Origin of the sequence: Roseiarcus sp. (assembly GCF_049514155.1) — a bacterium.
Taxonomy (GTDB): Bacteria; Pseudomonadota; Alphaproteobacteria; order Rhizobiales; family Beijerinckiaceae; genus Roseiarcus.
This window is the reverse complement of record NZ_JBEKVH010000005.1, coordinates 1-15,110: the sequence shown is the minus strand read 5'-3', so window position 1 is coordinate 15,110 and position 15,110 is coordinate 1. Positions and strand designations below refer to the sequence as shown.

The 15,110-nt window shown below is 68.8% G+C and carries 13 protein-coding genes and 1 pseudogene; 6 read left to right on the top strand and 8 right to left on the bottom strand.

The window, feature by feature from the left end; translation table 11 throughout:
• Nucleotides 1–59 precede the first annotated feature (59 nt).
• Both xdh and ABSF49_RS01370 read left to right on the top strand, forming a co-directional pair.
• Nucleotides 60–2,699: a selenium-dependent xanthine dehydrogenase gene (gene xdh / locus ABSF49_RS01375; RefSeq protein WP_424110836.1), complete on the top strand. Its 2,640-nt coding sequence runs from the start codon at nt 60–62 to the stop codon at nt 2,697–2,699.
• The gene (locus ABSF49_RS01370; RefSeq protein ID WP_424110835.1) at nt 2,690–3,880 is read left to right on the top strand and encodes an amidohydrolase family protein; all 1,191 of its coding nucleotides are present in this window, start codon (nt 2,690–2,692) and stop codon (nt 3,878–3,880) included. Before xdh ends, ABSF49_RS01370 begins: the two co-directional genes overlap by 10 nt.
• A 21-nt stretch (nt 3,881–3,901) precedes the next feature.
• On the opposite strand, the gene ABSF49_RS01365 is transcribed toward ABSF49_RS01370, so the two are convergent.
• The 3 genes from ABSF49_RS01365 to ABSF49_RS01355 all read right to left on the bottom strand — a co-directional run bounded on the left by ABSF49_RS01365 (nt 3,902) and on the right by ABSF49_RS01355 (nt 6,325).
• Nucleotides 3,902–4,132 (bottom strand): 4Fe-4S dicluster domain-containing protein, encoded by a 231-nt coding sequence (locus tag ABSF49_RS01365; protein ID WP_424110834.1) that lies wholly within the window; start codon nt 4,130–4,132, stop codon nt 3,902–3,904.
• Between the two features lie 356 nt (nt 4,133–4,488).
• Nucleotides 4,489–5,379: an SDR family oxidoreductase gene (locus ABSF49_RS01360; protein WP_424110833.1), complete on the bottom strand. Its 891-nt coding sequence runs from the start codon at nt 5,377–5,379 to the stop codon at nt 4,489–4,491.
• Nucleotides 5,380–5,440: 61 nt separating this feature from the next.
• Nucleotides 5,441–6,325, bottom strand: a complete 885-nt coding sequence (locus ABSF49_RS01355; protein ID WP_424110832.1) for an SDR family oxidoreductase — start codon at nt 6,323–6,325, stop codon at nt 5,441–5,443.
• A gap of 93 nt (nt 6,326–6,418) precedes the next feature.
• On the opposite strand from ABSF49_RS01355, the gene ABSF49_RS01350 reads away from it, so the two are divergent.
• Nucleotides 6,419–7,246 carry a helix-turn-helix transcriptional regulator gene (locus ABSF49_RS01350; RefSeq protein ID WP_424110831.1) on the top strand — a complete coding sequence of 276 codons (828 nt, stop codon included), beginning with the start codon at nt 6,419–6,421 and terminating at the stop codon, nt 7,244–7,246.
• 84 nt (nt 7,247–7,330) lie between these two features.
• On the opposite strand, the pseudogene ABSF49_RS01345 reads toward ABSF49_RS01350, so the two are convergent.
• From ABSF49_RS01345 to ABSF49_RS01325, 5 genes and pseudogenes are all read right to left on the bottom strand, one after another.
• Nucleotides 7,331–7,426: pseudogene (locus ABSF49_RS01345) on the bottom strand (ATP-binding protein); the annotation flags it as partial.
• Between the two features lie 197 nt (nt 7,427–7,623).
• Nucleotides 7,624–8,733, bottom strand: coding sequence for an ABC transporter permease (locus ABSF49_RS01340; RefSeq protein WP_424110830.1), 1,110 nt, complete (start codon nt 8,731–8,733; stop codon nt 7,624–7,626).
• A 5-nt stretch (nt 8,734–8,738) separates the two neighbouring features.
• The gene (locus ABSF49_RS01335; RefSeq protein WP_424110829.1) at nt 8,739–9,860 is read right to left on the bottom strand and encodes an ABC transporter permease; all 1,122 of its coding nucleotides are present in this window, start codon (nt 9,858–9,860) and stop codon (nt 8,739–8,741) included.
• Nucleotides 9,857–11,641 (bottom strand): ATP-binding cassette domain-containing protein, encoded by a 1,785-nt coding sequence (locus ABSF49_RS01330; RefSeq protein ID WP_424110828.1) that lies wholly within the window; start codon nt 11,639–11,641, stop codon nt 9,857–9,859. The genes ABSF49_RS01335 and ABSF49_RS01330 overlap by 4 nt, the downstream gene beginning before the upstream one ends.
• Nucleotides 11,625–12,671: an HlyD family secretion protein gene (locus ABSF49_RS01325; RefSeq protein WP_424110827.1), complete on the bottom strand. Its 1,047-nt coding sequence runs from the start codon at nt 12,669–12,671 to the stop codon at nt 11,625–11,627. Before ABSF49_RS01325 ends, ABSF49_RS01330 begins: the two co-directional genes overlap by 17 nt.
• 658 nt (nt 12,672–13,329) lie before the next feature.
• On the opposite strand from ABSF49_RS01325, the gene ABSF49_RS01320 reads away from it, so the two are divergent.
• The 3 genes from ABSF49_RS01320 (at nt 13,330) to ABSF49_RS01310 (ending at nt 14,930) form a co-directional block, all read left to right on the top strand.
• Nucleotides 13,330–13,518, top strand: coding sequence for a hypothetical protein (locus ABSF49_RS01320; RefSeq protein WP_424110826.1), 189 nt, complete (start codon nt 13,330–13,332; stop codon nt 13,516–13,518).
• Nucleotides 13,519–13,885: 367 nt separating this feature from the next.
• Nucleotides 13,886–14,221 carry a hypothetical protein gene (locus tag ABSF49_RS01315; RefSeq protein WP_424110825.1) on the top strand — a complete coding sequence of 112 codons (336 nt, stop codon included), beginning with the start codon at nt 13,886–13,888 and terminating at the stop codon, nt 14,219–14,221.
• Between the two features lie 283 nt (nt 14,222–14,504).
• Nucleotides 14,505–14,930 carry a Spy/CpxP family protein refolding chaperone gene (locus tag ABSF49_RS01310; protein ID WP_424110824.1) on the top strand — a complete coding sequence of 142 codons (426 nt, stop codon included), beginning with the start codon at nt 14,505–14,507 and terminating at the stop codon, nt 14,928–14,930.
• Nucleotides 14,931–15,110: the final 180 nt, after the last annotated feature.

Genomic DNA, 15,110 nt, shown 5'->3' with positions numbered 1-15,110 from the left:
CGAGCGGTTCGGCGATCTTTCGTGATTGATGCATAATGTGCGCTCGGGACAGGCGGAATATGAGGACGATCAAATTCCAACTGAACGGCGAAGCGCGCGCGGTCGAGGCCTGGCCGGACGAGCCGCTGCTCGACGTCCTGCGCGAGAGCTTCAAGCTCAAGTCGCTCAAGTCGGGCTGCGCGCCGCAGCGGGAGTGCGGCGCCTGCCTGGCGCTGATCGACGGACAGCCCAAGGTGACCTGCGCGGTCAGGATCGAGCAGGTCGAAGGCCGCTCGGTCACGACGCTCGAAGGGGTCGCCGAGGACGAGCGGCGCCTCTATGCCGACGCCTTCCAGGCCGCCGCCGGGCTGCAATGCGGGTTCTGCACCCCGGGCTTCGTCCTGCGCATCAAGTGGATGACCGATCAGGGCGAGAAGCTCACGCGCGCCGAAATCGCGCGGGTGCTCGACGGGCATCTGTGCCGCTGCACCGGCTACGCCAAGATCATCGACGCGGTCGAACTCATCCAGGCGGCCAAGCTCGGCGGCGCCGCGCCGGCCGTGGTCGAGAACGGCGGCGTCGGCCAGCCGCTCAAGCGCTATCAGGGCGGCGAACTCGCGCTCGGCGAGCGGCCGTTCGTCGCCGACGTCGACGCGCCCGGGCTGCTTTACGGCGTCGTCGCGTTGTCGGCGCACGCGCGCGCGCGGATCGTCAAGATCGACGTCGCCAAGGCGCGCGCGCTTCCCGGCGTCGTCGCCGTCGCGACCGCCAAGGACGTGCCGGGCGAACGCTGGATCGGGCAAATCTACGCCGACTGGCCCTGCTTCGTCGCCGAGGGCGAAGAGGCGCGCTATGTCGGCGACGTGCTGGCGGCCGTCGCCGCCGAGACCCCGCGCGTCGCGCGCGAAGCGGCGAAGCTCATCGAGGTCGAATACGAGGTCCTGCCCGCGGTGCTCGACCCCGCCGAAGCGCTCAAGCCAGGGGCGCCGCGCGTCAATCCCAAGCACGACAACCTGCTCTCGACGACGCGCTACGCGCGCGGCGACGCCGAGGCCGCCCTGGCCGCGTCGGCGCATGTGGTCAGCGGCGTCTGGACGACCCAGCGCATCGAGCATCTGTTCCTCGAGCCGGAGGCGTGCCTCGCCCGCCCGCTGCCCGACGGTCGCCTGCACATCTATAGCCAGGGCCAAGGGATCTTCGACGATCGCCGGCAGATCGCCGCCGTCCTCGGCGAGCCGGAAGAGCGGCTGTATGTCGAACTCGCGCCGAACGGCGGCGCCTTCGGCGGCAAGGAGGACATGACGATCCAGGCGCAGACGGCCCTGCTGGCGCGGCTGACCGGGCGGCCGGTGCGGATCGCGCTCACGCGCGAGGAATCGATCCGCATCCACCCCAAGCGCCACCCGCTCACCATGACCTACACGGTCGGCTGCGACGCCGAGGGCCGGCTGACCGCGGTGAAAGCGGATATTCTGGGCGACTCCGGCGCCTACGCTTCGGTCGGCGGCAAGGTGCTGGAGCGCGCCGCCGGCCACGCCTGCGGGCCCTACCGGACGCCGGCGGTCGCCATCGAGTCGGTCGCCGCCTACACCAACAATCCGCCCTGCGGCGCGATGCGCGGCTTCGGCGTCAACCAGACGAGCTTCGCCATCGAGGGCTGTCTCGATCTGCTCGCCGCCAAGGTCGGGCTCGATGGCTGGGAGATGCGCTGGCGCAACATCGTGCGGGTCGGCGACCTGACGACGACCGGACAGATCCTCGAGAAGTCGGTCGGCGCGGCGAAGACCTTGCTCGCGGTCAAGCCGGCCTACGAGGCGGCGCGCGCCGCGGGGCGTGCGGTCGGCATCGCCTGCGGCCTCAAGAACTCCGGGCTCGGCAATGGCGCGATCGAATACGGCAAGTGCCGGCTGGTCGTGCAGGCGGACGGCGCGATCGATCTCCACACCGGCTTCACCGAGATGGGCCAGGGCCTGCTGACCGTCCTCACGCAATGCGCGGTCGAAGTCACCGGCCTGCCGGCCTCGGTCTTCCGGCCTCAGGTCAACAGCCGCTTCGAAGTCGGCGCCGGCCAGACGACCGGCTCGCGCGCCACGCTGCTCGCCGGACGGGCGACGATCGACGCCGCAGAAAAGCTCAAGGCCGACCTCGACGCCGGGCGAACGCTCGCCGATCTCGTCGGAAAGATCTATGTCGGCGAGACTCGCATCGACGACACTACGGCGGCGGGCGAGTTGAAGAACGGCAAGATCAAGACCCACACCACCTACGGCTTCGCCACCCAGGTGGCGGTGCTCGACGAGAAGGGCGCGGTCGAGAAAGTGATCGCCGCCCACGACGTCGGCCGCGCGATCAACCCGCAGCTGTGCGAGGCGCAGATCCAGGGCGCGGTGCAGATGGGGCTGGGCTACGCGCTGACCGAAGAGCTTCCCTGCAAGGACGGCATGCCGGCGATCTTCAAGACGCGCGAGATCGGCGTCCTGCGCGCCCAGCATATGCCTGAAGTCGAGGTCATCCTGGTCGAGGAGCCCGAGCCTGAAGGTCCGTTCGGCGCCAAGGGGGTCGGCGAGATCGGCCTGGTGCCGACCGCCGGCGCGGTGGCGGGCGCGCTCGCCGCCTACGACGGCGTGCGGCGCATGCGCCTGCCGATGAAGGATTCGCCCGCCGCGCGCGCGATCAATGTCGGCCGCTTCCCCGACGGCGAGCGCGAGCAATGGCATTGATCGGCCCGATCGTCGTCGGTCCCGACGCCCACGGCCGCAGCGTGGCGATCGTGGCGGGGCGCGTCGTCGCTTCGGCGCCCGCGGGCGCGGCGCATCTCGCGTGCGGAGACGGCGAGATCGAGCCTGGCGCCGTCTGCGCCCACACCCACCTCTACAGCGGCCTCGCGCCCTACGGCATGCCGGCGCCGGAGCCGCCGCCGGCCGACTTTCTCGAGATCCTGCAAAAGGTGTGGTGGCGGCTCGACCGCGCGCTTGACGCCGACAGTCTCCGCGCTGCGGCGCGCGACTACGTCGCCCGTGCGCTGCTCGCCGGGACGACGACGCTCGTCGACCATCACGAATCGCCGAATCGGATCGAAGGGTCGCTGGCGATCCTCGCCGAAGCCTGCGAGGAACTCGGCGCGCGCGCGCTCGTCTGCTACGGCGCGAGCGAGCGCAATTTCGGCCGCGAAGAGGCGCGGCGAGGACTGGCGGAGTGTCGTCGCCTCGCCGCCTCGCCGCTGGTGCGCGGCCTCATCGGGCTGCACGCGAGCTTCACGGTTTCCGACCAAACGGCGCGCGAGGCCGGCGCGCTGGCGCGCGAGCTCGGCACGGTCGTCCACGTCCATCTCGCCGAGGATCAGGCCGACGTCGACGACGCGCGCCGGCGCGGTTATCCGGGGCCGCTCGAGCGGTTGCTGTCGCTGGACGCGCTGCCGGAGGGCTCGATCCTCGCCCACGGCGTGCGGTTGAGCCGCGATCAGGTGCGCCTCGCCGCCGACGCCGGCTGCTGGTTCGTCCACAACCCGCGCTCCAATGAAGGCAACCGGGTCGGCTACGCCGGCGCGCTGTCGGCTGCGACGCGAGTCGCGTTGGGCGCGGACGGCTGGGACGCCGACATGGCCGCGGAAGACGCCGCGCTCATGCGGCTCGCCGAGCAGAACGGCGATGTCGGCGTCGGCGGACGGCTTGCGTTGGGCGCCGCGCTGGCGGCCGAGCGTTTCGGCGCGGAAGCCGAGCCGCTGGCGCCAGGGTCGCTCGGCGATTTGGCCGTGCGGCGAAATGGCGCTGTGCGCCACGTCGTCGTCGGCGGTCGCGTCGTGGTCGAGAACGGGGTTCTGGCGACGGCTGACTACGAATCCGTTACGGCCCAGGCGCGCGCCGAAGCGACGCGCCTGTGGTCGCGCATGGCGACGATCTGAAGCCAGCGGAGGCGGAAGGACCTAGGCGCCGGCGGGGCTGGCCCCAGGCTGGCCGGCCGTCGCCGGCACGCAGGTGTTGGGGACCGGGCAGACCGAGGCGCAATGCGGCGAGTCGTGGAAGCCCTTGCATTCGGTGCATTTCGTCGGGTCGATCACATAGGTGAAGCGGTCCATGCTGATCGCCGAATTCGGACAATCCAGTTCGCAGGCGCCGCAGCTTGTGCACTGCTCGGCGACGATCCGATAGACCATGCTCTCCGCTCCAACGCCTACGTCCGGCCGCCTCTTGGCGCCGGCAGGTCCGCTTACGGTCGCGCGCATGCGCGCCCGCAAGGCGAGCCGATCCTAGAACCCTCGAGTCCTTTCCACAATCGGCCGATCGACCGCGAGATCGCGGCTGGCCGCCTTCCCCGCGCCGTTCGCCGCCATCGCGTGGCAAATCGGCAAGCGCCGTCCGGCGCCGCTCCGGCGCGCGGCCGCCGTGGGCGGCTCTCCTCGCGGCGTCGATAGGGATCGTCTGGCTGATCGAGGCTTGGGCGCCGATCAGCGCTCTGGGGACGCGTTTGCGACAGCGCCCTGATCGCCGCCTGCGATTGTCCGCGCGGGTTTCAGCGGTCGGAGAGACGCAGCGCTTCGAGGTCGGCGATCAACGTGGGCCCGATCGGCGCCCATCCGAGCTTCTTCCGTGTCTGCGCGCTGGAGGCGGGCACATCGTGCCCGGCGAACGCGGCGAGCCAGCCGAAATAGGCTGGAGCTTCTTCAGGGGCGATGGATTTGACCGGCAGCTTTAAGCGTCGACCGAGGGCTTCGGCAATTTCGCGCATCGACACGCCTTCTTCGGCGACCGCGTGATATTTTGCGTTCGGCTCGGCCTTCTCGATCGCCAGCCTGTAGAGGCGGGCGACGTCGAGATAGTGCGCCGCCGGCCAGCGATTGACTCCATCTCCGAGGTACACGCACGCGCCCTTGTCGCGATACATGGCGATGACGGGGGTGATGAGGCCTTGCCTGGCCGTGTCGTGAACCTGGGGGAGCCGCACCACCGACACATTGACCCCGTCTGCGGCGGCGGCGGCCTCCTCCGACGCGGCGCGCGGATGCACGTTGGCGCCGACGATCGCATTGTCTTCTCTCGCCGGTTCGCCCGGCGCCGTATTGGCCAAGCCGGTCCCGGAGGTCACGATCAGTGGCCGGTCGGAGCCGGCGAGAGCAGAGGCGAGCGCCGCAATGACAGGGCGATCGTCCTCACAATTTTGCACGAATCTCGAAAAGTCGTGGTTGAAGGCGAGGTGGATGACGCCGTCCGCTCGTGCCGCCCCCGCCTTGAGGCTGTCGGGGTCCGCGATTGACCCGTGATAGACCTCGGCGCCAGCGGCCGCCAAAGCTGCCGCTTTCTCTTCCGAGCGATAGAGGCCGATCACCTGATGGCCGGCCGCGATCAATTCCTTGACGACGGCCGAGCCGATGAATCCGGTGGCGCCGGTGACGAACACGCGCATGAGCAAAGTCTCCGTTGGTTTCGAAAATCTCGCGAACGACGGCCGCTCGGCGGCCCCTTCTCTATTGTGCGAAATAGGCCGGGTGATCGATGTCGGCGATCAGCCCGGGTTGTTCGGGCGCCCAGCCGAGCCGCGATCGAGTCCGCTCGCTCGATGTCGGGGCGTCCGCGCCTGCGAACATGGCGAACCAGCCGAAGTGCTGTGCCGCCTCTTCCGGCGACAGTGAGACAACCGGAAGGTTCAGGCGGCGGCCGATTACCTCCGCGATCGCCTTGAAGGGTACGCCCTGTTCGGCCACCGCGTGGAAGGGGCTCCCTTCCGCGCCATGCTCGAGAGCGAGCCGATAGACACGGGCTGCGTCAAACCGATGTACGGCCGGCCAGCGGTTGAGCCCATCGCCGATATAGGCGGACACGCCCTTTTCGCGTGCGAACTGGATCAGGCGCGGCACGAAGCCGTGATCGCCATGGCCATGAACCGACGGGGCGAGACGGATGCTTCCCGCCTTGACGCCGCGTTCCACCAGCGCGGCCGCCGCCGCTTCCGACTTGCGCGGAAAGGAGTCCGGCGGAGCAACCGCCTCGGTCGCTACGCGGCCAGGAGCGAGCAGCAGCAACCCCGAGGTTACGAGCAACGGACGATCGGAGCCTTCGAGCGCAGCGCCGAGCGTTGCGATGGCGCGTTGGTCCTGCGCCCCACTCTCCGCCAATTTCGAGAAGTCATGATCGAAAGCGGTGTGGATCACGCCATCGGCCTGCGCGACGCCGCTCTCGAGACCGTCGAGGTCATCGAGCGACCCGCGATGAACCTCGGCGCCCGCTGCAGCCAGGGCTTCGGCGCCCGCGTCCGAGCGGGCAAGGCCGAGCACCGCATGGCCGGCGGCGATCAGATCCTTAACGATCGCCGAGCCGACCCAACCGGTGGCGCCAGTGACAAACACACGCATGAGCAGAATCTCCTGGGGTTGCTGGAGACAAATGTCGGCTCATTGTCTATTCTGGTAAAGTAGTGACTTTATCATAGTAAGATGGCTAACAGGATGACCGAACCCCTGACGACCGAGAACCCGCTCGGAACCTATCTGAGGAACCGGCGGACGAAGCTCGATCCGACCGCTCTCGGCTTTCCCTCGGAGCGCCGCCGGACCGTCGGCCTGCGTCGCGAGGAAGTGGCGCAGCGGGCCAACATCAGCCCCACCTGGTACACGTGGCTCGAGCAGGGGCGCGGCGGGGCGCCGTCGGCCGACGTGCTCGATCGCATCGCGCGCGCGCTCATGCTGACGGACGTCGAGCGCGAGCACCTCTTCCTGCTCGGCCTCGGCCGCCCGCCAGAGGCGCGCTACCGAAAGAGCGAAGGCGTCACGCCGCGGCTGCAGCGCGTTCTCGATGCGCTGGACCCGAGCCCCGCCGTGATTAGGACCGCGATTTGGGACGTCGTCGCCTGGAACCGGGCGGCGACCGTGATGCTGATCGACTATGGATCGCTGCCGCCGGATCGGCGCAACATCCTGCGCTTCATCTTCCTCGACCCGCGCGCTCGCGGCGCCCAATACGACTGGCAAAGCGTGGCGCGGTTCGCGTTGGGCTCGTTCCGGGTGGACGCGGCCCGCGCCGGCGCCGCGGCGGAAGTGGAATCGCTCGTCGAAGAGCTATGCCGACTCAGCCCCGAGTTCAGGGCGATGTGGCGTGAAAACGACGTCCATGGCGCCCACGGCGAGGCCGTCAAGCACATCCGGCATCCGCTGCTCGGTCGGCTCGCCTTCGAGTACTCCGCCTTCGCGGTCGACGGCCGGCCGGATCTCAGCATGGTGGTCTACAATCCGGCGACGCCGCAGGACGCCGAACGGATCAAGTCGTTGCTCGCCTGAACCGCCGCTGCGGCGAAGCTGGCTGGGGCGGCGCAGCCGGGGCGAGCGCGGGCCGGTCGGGCGCGGCGGCGAAAGCGGTCGGACGCGGCGCTTGAAGCGCCAGCCGTCGTCGCCGGTTTCGACGATGTCGCCGTGGTGAGCGAGGCGGTCGAGCAGCGCGGCGGCCGTCTTGGGATCGCCGATATGAAGCGCGAATCCGGCGCTCGCGTTCGCCGTTGATCGCTCTGCCGGCCCAGAACGCGATGCTGATCGTCGAGTCCGCGCGAGCCGCGCGCCGACAGGCGGCCGTCGATCGAGGCTGCGGTCGAGGCCTCGCGCCGCGCTTCCGGCTTCAATGCCCGCCGACGCGCGCCGCGTTTTCACCGGACTGAAGACGCTCACGTCACCCGGCGGCGGAACAGCCATCCCGCGGCGGTGAGGCTCGCCGCGGCGATCAACGCCATCGGCCAATATTGCGAGGCGAGCGAGGACAGGCCAGCGCCTTCCAGGAACACGCCGCGCACGATGACCAGGAAGTAGCGCATCGGGTTGACGAGGGTGATGTCCTGCACCCAGTCGGGCATGTTGGCGATCGGGCTGGCGAAGCCGGAGAGGAGGACCGAGGGCACCATGAACAGGAACACCCCGAGCAGCGCCTGCTGCTGCGTCGCCGCCAGCGAGGAGATCATCAGCCCCACGCCGACGACCGCGACGACGAAGACGAGCAGCCCAAGATAGAGCGGCGCCAGTCCGCCGCGCAGCGGAACCTCGAACCACCACACCGTTGCGGCGATGATCGCCGAGGCTTCGATCGCCCCGATCAGCACGCCCGGCAAACCCTTGCCGAGCAGGATGTCGATCGGGCGCAGCGGCGTGACCAGCAATTGGTCGAAGGTGCCGCTTTCGCGCTCGCGCGCGACCGAGAGGGCGACCACCATCAACGTCACGATCTGGGTCAGCAACGCGACGATGCTCGGCACGAAGAACCAATGCGAGCTGAGGGTCGGGTTGTAGCGGGCGCGGATGTCGAGCGTCGCCGGCGGATTCGCCGCGCCGTGCGCGGCGGCCCAGGCAGTCGAGAAGTCGCTCAAAATGGCGTTGGCGTAGCCCTCGATCAGCAGCGCGGTGTTGGAGTTGCGGCCGTCGAGGATCGTCTGCACCGGCACCGGCCGTCCGGTCAGCAGATCTCGGGTGAAGCGCGGATCGATCACCAGCGCCAGCTTGATCGTGCGCGAATCGATCAGCGCGTCGATCTCCTGGCTGCTGTGCAGCGTGGCGACCAGCCGGAAGGTCGGCGCGCCGAGAAAATGCGCGACGAGATCGCGGGACGCCTCGCTCGCATCCTGGTTGTAGATCGCGATCGGCACGCGGTCGAGATCGTATGTCGCGGCGTAGCCGAACAATATCAGCATGACGATCGGCGGGCTGATCAGCACCGAGCGGCTCTTGGCGTCGCGCAGCACCGCCAGCAGCTCCTTGACGATCAAAGCCAGAACCTGCCGCCACATCGTCGTCAGTCCAATCGTTTGCGCGCCAGCGCGCGGGCCGCGCCGAGGAAGATCGCCGCTATCGCGATCAGCGCGGCGGCGTTGGGCAGGATCACCGACCAGACGTCGCCGGCCAGAAACGTCGATTGCAGGATGGCGACGAAATAACGCGCCGCGACGGCGTAGGTGATGATCTGCACCGGCCACGGCATGGAGTTGATGTCGAATACGAAGCCCGAGAGGATGAACGCCGGCAGGAACGTCGCGATGATGGCGATCTGCGCGGCGACGAACTGGCTACGGGCGACGGTCGAGATCAACAATCCCATGCCCAGCGCGGCGAGCATGAACAGGCTGGAGGTGACGGTGAGCGCCCACAGCGAGCCGCGCAGCGGCACGTCGAACCGGAACACGCCGAGCGCCACCGTGGCCGCCATGCCGCCCATGCCGAGCACAAAATAGGGAATCAGCTTGGCGATCAGAATTTCCCGGATCGTCACGCGGGTGACCATCAACGCTTCCATCGTGCCGCGTTCCCACTCGCGCGCGATCACCAGCGCCGTCAGCAGCGCGCCGCTCAAGGTCATGATCATCGCGATGAGGCCCGGCACGATGAAGTCGCGGCTGTTCACCGTCGGGTTGAATCGCACCCGCGGCTGCAGGGCGATCGGCAGCGGGGCGGGCCGCCCCGCCTCGGCCGCCTGCTGGGCGAGCCAGCCGGCCCAGACCTGTTGGACGTAGCCCTCGACGATCCGCGCGGTGTTGGTGTCGACGCCGTTGACGAACACGCCGATCGGCGCGTTTCCGCCGGAAATCGCCCGGCGGTCGAAATCGCTCGGCAGCCAGACGACGCCCTGCGCCTCGCGGTCGGTCATCGCCCGCTCCGCCTCCTGGATGGTGAGGAACCGCCGCATGCGGAAGGACGACGACTGCTCGAACGCGCCGGCAAAGCTCGCCGCGAGCGCGCTCGGGCGTTGCGTCACCAGCGCCAGCGGCACGTTGCTGGCGTCGAGCGAGACGCCGTAGCCGAACAGAAACAGCAGCACGGCCGGCAGCAGGAAAGCGATGGCGAGCGAAGAAGGGTCCCGCCAGATCTGCAGGAACTCCTTGCGCAGCAGCCCGCGCAGGCGTCGCAGCGAGGCCATCATGGTCGTGACGCCTGCGTCGGCGCGTCCGCCGCCGCCTCGATCATGGCGATGAACGCGTCCTCCATGGTCGGATCCGGGCGCGCCTTGGTCCTGGCGGCGGCCTTGATCGTCTCCGGCGCCCCCTCGGTCAGCACGCTGCCCTGCGCCATGATCGCCAAGCGGTCGCAGTACTCCGCTTCCTCCATGAAGTGCGTCGTCACCATGACGGTGACGCCGGTCTCGGCGAGCGCGTTGATGCGCCGCCAGAAGTCGCGACGCGCGAGCGGATCGACTCCGGACGTGGGCTCGTCGAGGAACAGAATGTCGGGCTCGTGCATCAGCGCGCAGGCGAGCGCGAGCCGCTGCTTGAATCCGAGCGGCAGGTCGCGCGCGGTCGCGCTCATTTGCGAGGCGAGGTCGAACTCGGCGACCGCCCAGTCGATGCGCCGACGCTGCCGCGCGCCGAACAGTCGATAGACGCTGCTGAAGAAGCGCAGATTGCGCTCCACCGACAGATCGCCGTAGAGCGAGAACTTCTGCGCCATGTAGCCGATCCGCCCGCGCGCCGACGCGGCGGCCTTGCGCAGATCGAAGCCGGCGACGCGCAAGGCGCCTTCCGAAGGCGGCAGCAGGCCGCAGAGCATGCGGAAGGTGGTCGATTTGCCGGCGCCGTTGGCGCCGAGCAGGCCGAAAATCTCGCCGCGGGCGACGTGGAAGCTGACGTCGTTCACGGCGACGAAGTCGCCGAAGCGGCGGGTGAGACGGGTCACCGCAATGACGTCTTCGGTGGGCGACGCGGCGGCCGGCGGCGCGGCGGCCGGCGGCGCCGCCGGCGCCGCAGCGGACGGGGCCGCGGCGTCGAGCGCGCGCAACCGGGCGACGAAGGCGTCCTCGAAGCGCGGCGGGGTGGGCGCGAACGTCAGGCCCGGCAGGTCCAAGGCCAGCGCAGCGGCGTCGGGCGGCGTCGGCGCGCCCGTCACCACCCTGACCCGGCTGCCCTGGATCACCGCGTCGATCACGTCAGGCGCGCGCGCCAGCCGCTCCTGCAGCCGCCGCCGGCTGACGGCGGCGCTGGCGAAGAAGCTGCGCCCCGCCAATTGCGCGGTGAAGGCGGCGGGTGGACCGCCGCCCAGCAGCCGGCCTTCATGGATCAGCAGCACGGCGTCGCAACGCTCGGCCTCGTCGAGATAGGCGGTGCTGAACAGCACCGTCACTTTTGCGCTGTGCGTCAGGTGGTCGATGATCTGCCACAACTCGCGCCGCGACACCGGATCGACGCCGACCGTCGGCTCGTCGAGCAGCAGCAGATCGGGCGGATGGACCAAGGTGCAGGCGAGGCCGAGCTTCTGCTTCATGCCACCCGAAAGCCGTCCCGCCCGGCGCTCGGTGAAGGGCCCGAGCGCGGTCATGCGCATGAGTTCGGCGTAGCGGGCGGGGCGTTCGTCGGCCGGCACGCCTTGCAGATCTGCGTACAGATCGAGGTTCTGGCGCACGCTGAGGTCGTCGTAGAGCCCGAAGCGCTGCGGCATGTAGCCGATGCGCGCCTGGACGGCGAGCGGATCGCGCGCGACGTCGATCCCCAGCGCCTCGATCTTGCCGGCGTCGGCGCGCAGCAGGCCGGCGATCAACCGCATCAAGGTGGTCTTGCCGGCGCCGTCCGGTCCGATCAGGCCGGTGACGGCGCCTTGCGCCGCGCTGGCGGTGATCCCATCGATCGCCTTGACCACCCGCTTGCCCACGCGAAAGCTTCGGCGCACGTCTTCGAGCTGCAGCGCCGGCGCGCCTTCATTGGGAGGCGGCATCGCTCGCTCCGCAGCCGGGCGGCGGCGCGCTCGCCGGCTGGGTCAGATCGATATGCACACTGGCCGGCATCCCCAGCCGCAACTCGCCGCGTGCGTCGCAGACGTAGACCCTGAGCTGATAGACCAGCGCGGTGCGCAGCTCCGGCGTCTCCACCGACTTGGGCGTGAACTCGGCGGTCGGCGAAACGTAGCCGATCCAGCCGTCGTAGGTTCGGCCGGGATAGCTGTCGGCGCTTACGCTCGCCTTCATGCCGAGTCGGATGCGGCCGAGTTCGCGCTCCGGCGCGTAGGCTCTGACCCACAGCGGGTTCAGCAAAGCGATGGTGAAGACCGGCGTCGCGGGAGACGCCATGTCGCCGGGCTCCAGGATGCGATCCTCGACCACGCCGTCCGACGGCGCGTACAGCCGGGTGTCGTCGAACTGCCGCTGCGCCAGCGCTACGGCCGCCTGCGCCGCCTCAAATGCGGCGCGCGCCGCGGCGATGTCTTCGGCCCGCGGGCCGGCGACCGCCAGAAGATAGGCCTGCCGCGCCGCTTCGTATTGCTGGCGCGCCGATTCGAACGCCGCTTTCGCGTCGTCGCGCTGCTGGATGGTGCCGGCGTTGGAGGCGGCCAAGTCGGCGAAGCGCTTGTAGCTCGCCTCGTTGTTCAAATAGGTCGTTTGCAGCGCGTCCATGGTCGCCTGGGCCTGCGCGATCTCTTCCGGGCGAGACCCGGCCAGCAGCTTGGCCAGCGTCTGGTTCTGGTTGTCCATCTGCGCCTTCGCCTGCGCCAACGCCGCGGCGTAGCGGACGTCGTCGAGCGTCGCGAGCAGGTCGCCGCGCTTCACGCGCGCGCCTTCCTGCGCCACCATCGTCGCGATCGTTCCGGAGTCGTTGAAGGCCGGTTGCGCCTCCCGAATGTCGACATCGCCGTAGAGCGCGAGCGTATCCTTTCCCTCTGCGCCGTCGCCGCGCAGATAGAGCCAGGCGCCGCCGCCGAGCGCAACAGCGGCCAAGACCGCAAGAATGAAGAAGGCGCGTTTCGACATGGTCGGAGTCAATTCATCAGCGGGTCGTCTCGTCGACTGCAGCGTCGTCGCGGCCGGGGTCGGAACTTGACGGCGGCGCAACCTTCGCCGTGTGCGGGCGGGCTAGAATCGGCGTTGGCGCAACGATCGAGATCGCGCCACGGCGACCGATAGCACGAGGCCGGCGGTCGGCTCAGCCGAAGGTGAACATTTCCGCTGCGGCGTTTGGTCCGGCCCTAGGAAAACGCGACGCCCGACGTTCACCCAGCCGGGGCCAGGGCGGCGGCTGACGAAGCAAAAAATTATCGTTCTATATCAATGACATAAATCATGCGCCGGGAAAGCCTCGAACTCCCGGCCGCCAGATTCGCAGTAGGGGGCGCGTCGATGAAGCCCTGCCGCGCCCGGCCCGCGGCGGCGTTGACGAGCCGGCCGCCGAAGAAGCCGCCGCGCAGCGATCCCGATCCGCCGATGATGACCGCCTCGAAGGCGATCAGCGGCCGTTCGGCGCCGGCGAAGGGCGAGAAGGAGCTGCGCATCGCCGGCGGCAGACCGGCCCTCGCCGACAGCGCGATCGCCAGGCCACAACCTTGTCGAATAGGTAAAATCCGAACCTTCCCCGCGGAACCGAAAGCGCTATCCTGAGCGACCCCTACGGCGGGAACAGGGACAATTCGTCATGCGCGCAATCATTGCTCTGGTGGTGATCGTCTATCTTGTCGGCGTTGGCGTTGTGCTTGCGCCGACAATTCAGGCCAAGTGGAATAGCGCTCCAGCGTCGGATCTCGTCGCAAGCGTCGGGCAAGCTCTGCCCAATGCGCTTGCGTGGCCGGCAAGCGCTTACCGCAGCTTGATCGGCCATGGTTGACCGCGTTTGACGGCGCTGCGCGCGGAAGTCCGAGCCGGTCGGCGATTTCACGACGAGGCGACCTGATCGGATTCCGGCTCCACATTTGCGACCCGCTTGCCGCCGACGATGTCGACGCCGGCGCGCGCTTCAGACGATTCGGGCAGGGACCGGGCCAGAGCGCCGGTTCGGGCCGATGCGACAGCGGGTCACAGAGCTTCGCGCAATTCGACCATCGACCGCACACGAAATTCAGCGACGCCTCTAGCGCCCGCATCGGGGGCGCTTGCGAGGCGATCATGAGTAGTTTCCGATTCTAGCGCCCCGGCGCGCGGCCGCGTTGAGTGATGGGAGTTTCCGCATTCCTCGTCACCACGGAGTCGCGATCATGAAAACCCATCTGCTGAGAGACATGTTCATCGTCGGCTCGGCGACGCTCGCCTTGGCCGCCAGCACGGTCATGCTGCCGTCCGTCGCCGACGCCGCCGGCGCCGCCGGCGTGCGCCCGCATGGCCAAAGCTTTTCTAGCGGGCGCATGGGCGTCAGTGGGCGCATGGGCGTCAATTTCCGCGGCCGCAGAGGACCTAGCGGGTACGGCGGCTACGGCGGCTACGGCGGCTACGGCGGCTACGGCGGCTACGGCGGCTACTATGGCGGCTACTATCCCGGCTTCTGCGGTCCTATCCAGTTGACCCTTGGTCTCTGCGGTCCCTGGGGCTACTGAGGCCGGCGCCGCGGCTTCTCCGTAATGCCGGCCCACCCGGATTTCCGGGTGCGCCGTCTTGGAGGAGAGGGATCGCGCGCCAGGCTCGGCGATCTGCCGGGCGCGGCGTTTCGCGATCGACCTGCCGACCGAGAGATCGACGTCGAGCGCAGAGCGATATCTGGTTGGCGCCGGCAAATTCGCCTTTGACTTTCGCGCGCCGAACTCCGGCGACGATGCAATGCTTCAACCCATAGGCGCCCTTATGAGGAAATTTCTTTTCGCCTCCGTCGCGATCGCCGGCTTGGCGGGTTCGACCTTCGCCGTGAATGCGTTCGCCGCCCCCGGCGATCAGCCAAACGCGGCCATGATGCAACGGTTGCAGGAACGCCAGGCCGTCATGCTCGACGCGCATCTCGCCGCGATGAAGGCGGGGCTCAAGCTCACCGATGAGCAAGCCAAGAACTGGCCGGCTTTCGAATCGGCGATCCGCGACGCCGAGAAGACGCGCGCGGATCGATGGCGCCAAGCGCAAGACCGTATGAGTCAAGGCGAACGCCCCTCGCCGATCGAACGCATGACGATGATGTCCGAGCACCTTCAGAAAATGGGCGAGCAACTGAAGCTGGTCGCGGATGCGGCCAAGCCCCTTTATGACGGCCTCACCGATGCGCAAAAGAGCGATTTCGGTCCGCTGATGCGCGAATTCAAGCTGCGGGGCCGCCACTAGCCATTGTCGTTGCCGCCGCAATCGAAGCGAGGGGCGGCGAGGAATCCGTCAGTCGCCGCTCGCCGGCGCGGGCCGCCGTTGTCGATTGAGCGCCAGTCGTCGCGCGCTCGCGTGCGTAGATTCCGAGTCTCTCGCCGATTGCGTGCCTGGCCTATGCAGGGGTCACGTCGATGTTCTGTC

Coding starts and splice junctions, on each gene's coding strand:
- ABSF49_RS01350 (WP_424110831.1), top strand. CDS start 6,419: ATGACCGAACCCCTGACGACCGAGAACCCGCTCGGAACCTATCTGAGG.
- ABSF49_RS01335 (WP_424110829.1), bottom strand. CDS start 9,860: ATGATGGCCTCGCTGCGACGCCTGCGCGGGCTGCTGCGCAAGGAGTTC.
- ABSF49_RS01330 (WP_424110828.1), bottom strand. CDS start 11,641: ATGCCGCCTCCCAATGAAGGCGCGCCGGCGCTGCAGCTCGAAGACGTG.
- ABSF49_RS01365 (WP_424110834.1), bottom strand. CDS start 4,132: ATGGTCTATCGGATCGTCGCCGAGCAGTGCACAAGCTGCGGCGCCTGC.
- ABSF49_RS01320 (WP_424110826.1), top strand. CDS start 13,330: ATGCGCGCAATCATTGCTCTGGTGGTGATCGTCTATCTTGTCGGCGTT.
- ABSF49_RS01355 (WP_424110832.1), bottom strand. CDS start 6,325: ATGCGTGTGTTTGTCACTGGCGCCACCGGTTGGGTCGGCTCGGCGATC.
- ABSF49_RS01360 (WP_424110833.1), bottom strand. CDS start 5,379: ATGCGCGTGTTCGTCACCGGCGCCACCGGATTCATCGGCTCGGCCGTC.
- ABSF49_RS01370 (WP_424110835.1), top strand. CDS start 2,690: ATGGCATTGATCGGCCCGATCGTCGTCGGTCCCGACGCCCACGGCCGC.
- xdh (WP_424110836.1), top strand. CDS start 60: ATGAGGACGATCAAATTCCAACTGAACGGCGAAGCGCGCGCGGTCGAG.
- ABSF49_RS01340 (WP_424110830.1), bottom strand. CDS start 8,733: ATGTGGCGGCAGGTTCTGGCTTTGATCGTCAAGGAGCTGCTGGCGGTG.
- ABSF49_RS01325 (WP_424110827.1), bottom strand. CDS start 12,671: ATGTCGAAACGCGCCTTCTTCATTCTTGCGGTCTTGGCCGCTGTTGCG.
- ABSF49_RS01315 (WP_424110825.1), top strand. CDS start 13,886: ATGAAAACCCATCTGCTGAGAGACATGTTCATCGTCGGCTCGGCGACG.